The organism is Mesorhizobium sp. M7A.F.Ca.CA.002.04.1.1 (genome assembly GCF_004022805.1).
Classification (GTDB): Bacteria; Pseudomonadota; Alphaproteobacteria; order Rhizobiales; family Rhizobiaceae; genus Mesorhizobium; species Mesorhizobium ciceri.
Genome location: NZ_RZPL01000772.1, coordinates 1 through 2,547 on the forward strand (window position 1 = coordinate 1; position 2,547 = coordinate 2,547).

General features: G+C 62.3%; 2 protein-coding genes and 1 pseudogene. 1 reads left to right on the forward strand and 2 read right to left on the reverse strand.

Translation table 11 applies throughout. The features are described 5' to 3' along the window. Positions 1 to 635 (forward strand): annotated as a pseudogene (locus ENZ75_RS28215) (acyltransferase); the annotation flags it as partial. A 47-nt stretch (positions 636 to 682) separates the two neighbouring features. Here ENZ75_RS28215 and ENZ75_RS28220 read toward each other — a convergent pair. Then, positions 683 to 1,750 (reverse strand): BMP family ABC transporter substrate-binding protein, encoded by a 1,068-nt coding sequence (locus ENZ75_RS28220; protein ID WP_013531647.1) that lies wholly within the window; start codon positions 1,748 to 1,750, stop codon positions 683 to 685. A 49-nt stretch (positions 1,751 to 1,799) separates the two neighbouring features. Then, positions 1,800 to 2,547: ABC transporter permease (locus ENZ75_RS28225; RefSeq protein ID WP_164888056.1), on the reverse strand; the 748-nt coding region annotated here is incomplete at its 5' end.

Consider the following 2,547-nt stretch of genomic DNA (forward strand, 5'->3'; position numbering starts at 1 on the left):
TCACCGGGCTGTTTCAGAAACGCAAGCTGGAGCTGATCTTGATCTGGCTGGCGATCTCGGCCTTGAACGAGTTCTTCATCGGCAGCGGCGCCGCCAGGCTGCTGTTCATCACCGAGTTTGGACCGTTCTTCGCCGCCGGCGTGCTGGTCCACCACCTGCATGCGCATGGCCGTTCACTGCCTGCAATGCTGCTGCTTGCCGCCGCGTTCCTGATCTCCTGCGGCACGCTGTCGGTGACGCAGCACTGGATGCTTGGCCACTACGGCATTGCCGTTTCGTCGGCCAATCTGGTCATCGCCAACGTCGTCATGCACGCGGCCTTGATCGGTGCGGTGCTGCTGCGCGGCCGTATCAGGGCATCGGGGCTCACCCTGGCGCTGGGCGGGCTGACCTATCCGCTCTATTTGCTGCACCAGGACATCGGCTATCTCGTCATCAATGCGGCAACGCCCCTTATCGGCAAATGGTTTGCCGCCTTTGGCTGCGGCGCACTTATGCTTTTCGTTTCGTGGGCAATCTGGCGCGCCTGCGAACGACCCGCACAGCGGCTGCTGAGGATTTGGCTCGGCCGCGCGGTCGATGCTGGCCTGGCGCGATTTCGTCGCGTCTCAGCCGGAGCGCAGCCCGCCGAATGAAAAAGGGCGCCTCGCGGCGCCCTCCTCATTTCGATCTCTTGCGCTACTTACTGCGGCAGCTTGTCGTCGACACCCTTCACATAAAAATTCATGCCGAGCAGCGTGCCGTCATCGGCGACTTCGCCATCCTTCAGCCACGGCGTGCCGTCTTGCTTGGCGATCGGCCCGGTGAAGGGGTTCCAGCCGCCGGCGATCTTCTTCTCGGTGGCCTCCGCCATCGCCTTCACGTCGTCGGGCATGTTGGTGTAGGGGGCGAGCTTGACCGCGCCGTCCTTGATGCCAAGCCAGACATTGTCCGGCTTCCAGGTGCCGTCGAGGGCTGCCTGGACCCGGCTGATGTAATAGGGACCCCATTCGTCGGTGAGCGAGGTCAGCTGCGCGTTCGGCGCGAACTTGATCATGTCGGAGGACTGGCCGAAGCCGTGCAGCTTGCGCTCCTCGGCCACCTGCAGGGCAGCGGTCGAATCGGTGTGCTGGACAATAATGTCGGCACCCTGGTCGAACAGCGCCTTGGCGGCGTCGGCTTCCTTGCCCGGATCGAACCAGGAATTCACCCAGACGATCTTGGCCTTGAAGTTCGGGTTGATCGACTGCGCGCCGAGCATGAAGGAGTTGATGCCCATCACCACTTCGGGGATCGGGAAGGAAACGATGTAGCCGGCAACGCCTGCCTTCGATTCCTTGGCGGCGATCTGGCCGAGCACATAACGGCCTTCATAGAAACGCGCATTGTAGATGCCGAGATTGTCAGATGTCTTGTAGCCGGTGGCGTGCTCGAACATCACCTTCGGGAATTTCTTGGCGACCTTCACTTCTGGGTCCATGAAGCCGAAGGAGGTGCCGAAAATGATCTTGCAGCCTTCGCGTGCCAGGCGCTCGAAAGCGCGGTCGGCGTCGGGGCCTTCCGAGACGTTTTCAAGATAGGCGGTTTCGACCTTGTCGCCGAGCGCCTTCTCCACTTCGAGACGGCCCTGGTCGTGCTGGTAGGAATAGCCGAAATCGCCGATCGGGCCGGTGTAGACCCAGCAGGCCTTCAGCTTGTCCGCGGCCTCGGCCGTCGCTGCCAGCGACATGGCGGCGGTCGTGGTCATCAGGGCAATAAGCAGTTTTTTCATCGTGTTACCTCTCTGAGTTAGCCTTGGAGCTTCCCGTTTGTTTTTGTTGTCAACGATCCGGAACGAATGGCTGCCCCAAGGAAGCCGGCGTGTTCATCATCGTCAGACGCTTGTTGCGCGAGATTAGAACGAGAACCACGACGGTTGCCAGATAGGGCAGCGAAGAAAGGAACTGTGAGGGCACTGGAATGCCAAAAGCCTGTGCATGAAGCTGGCCGATCCATACCGCGCCGAAGATGTAGGCGCCGGCCAGCACCCGCCATGGCCGCCAGGAGGCGAACACCACCAGCGCCAGCGCGATCCAGCCGCGGCCGGCGCTCATGTTCTCCACCCATTGCGGCGTGTAGACCAGCGAGAGATGGCCGCCGGCGAGACCGGCACAGGCGCCGCCGAAGATGACCGCGAGGTATCGGTAGCGGATGACCTTGATGCCAAGCGCATGCGCCGAGGTGTGGCTGTCGCCGATCGAACGCAGCGTCAGCCCGGTGCGGGTCTTGAACAGGAACCACATGACGGCGGCGGTCAGTGCGATCGAGATGTAGAAGATCGGATCCTGGCCAAACAGCAGCCTGCCGACCACAGGGATTTCCGTCAGGCCGGGAATGTCGAGGTTGGGCAGCCTTTCGCCGGGCTGGCCGACGAAGCTGGTGCCCATCATGCCGGACAGGCCAAGGCCGAGCAGCGTCAGCGACAGGCCGGTCGCCACCTGATTGGTGGCCAGCGACAGCGTCATGACGGCAAACAGCAGCGAGAACACCGCGCCCATGGCAATGGCCGCCAAAAGGCCGATCCAGGGT